Origin of the sequence: Neisseria sp. HMSC03D10 (assembly GCF_001807625.1) — a bacterium.
GTDB lineage: Bacteria > Pseudomonadota > Gammaproteobacteria > Burkholderiales > Neisseriaceae > Neisseria > Neisseria mucosa.
This window is the reverse complement of sequence record NZ_KV789561.1, coordinates 1-908: the sequence shown is the minus strand read 5'-3', so window position 1 is coordinate 908 and position 908 is coordinate 1. Positions and strand designations below refer to the sequence as shown.

The window sequence follows — 908 nt, the reverse complement described above, 5'->3', positions numbered from 1 at the left end:
GAAGCCGAGTAGCGGTTTTTGCCGTTGCCGAAAGCAGTATGCAGCGAATCATTCAGCTTTTGCGTCAGTATCGGCCGCATCAGGTTGTTCACTACCAGGTAATTAATAGGCAACGGTTTGGTTTTATCTCCCAAGTCGGGAAACTTCCCTGCTTTGAATACCATGGTGCCGTTATAGGTCTTCAGTGTAATATCACGATAATGGTTCAAAACGTTTTGGATTTCCGTGCTGTTCAGTTTATCTTGGAACGCTTTGCCGACAAGGGTATACCAACTGACGGACTTAATGCCTTCGTACCAGAGAGAGTCGTGATGTCCTCCTGAATCGGGTGTTACCCCCCAATAGCGTTTGGTCACGGAATATTCGTAAAACTGATATTTGTGGTAGGCGTAGGGCAGGACGATGCTCAGTCCGGCATAACCGTGGAAAATATCAAAGTGCTTGCACAGATATTCTATCCAGCTTTCATACTCGCGACGTTTTTCCGAGGAGGACAAAAAAGACAGCGGAAAGGTGATCCTGAGATAGGACAGGTCATTAACTCCGCCTAAGGGGTGAGCGGATAGGGTTTTGATTTCATATTCCGCCGCCCTGTTGGAAGGACCGGAGTTCAGCACGCCATGCAAGCTTTCCCCCTGTTCGGCATTTTGAATCATTTTATCGATTTTTTTTTGAAATGCGTTCGGATTGATACGGGCAAAACGGCGCATCCCGTCCCAAAAGTGTGTTTTCAAATATCCGTGGTACTGCGAATAAAAGCGTTCGAAAACTTCCAGCGTCTTGCGTTGTCCCGCTACCGAACCGCCGCCCGTATAGTAGATCAATATGGTCAGTCCCAGACGGGCATTGATATTGTAATCTTCGTCATACATCAGGATTTCATCGGCTTCCCGTTGCAGGGATTCATA

The 908-nt window shown here is 47.2% G+C and carries 1 protein-coding gene; it reads right to left on the bottom strand.

What is annotated here, in order from left to right:
• On the bottom strand, positions 1–908 hold a 908-nt coding region (locus HMPREF3066_RS13595), incomplete at both ends, for a type VI immunity family protein (protein WP_321178925.1).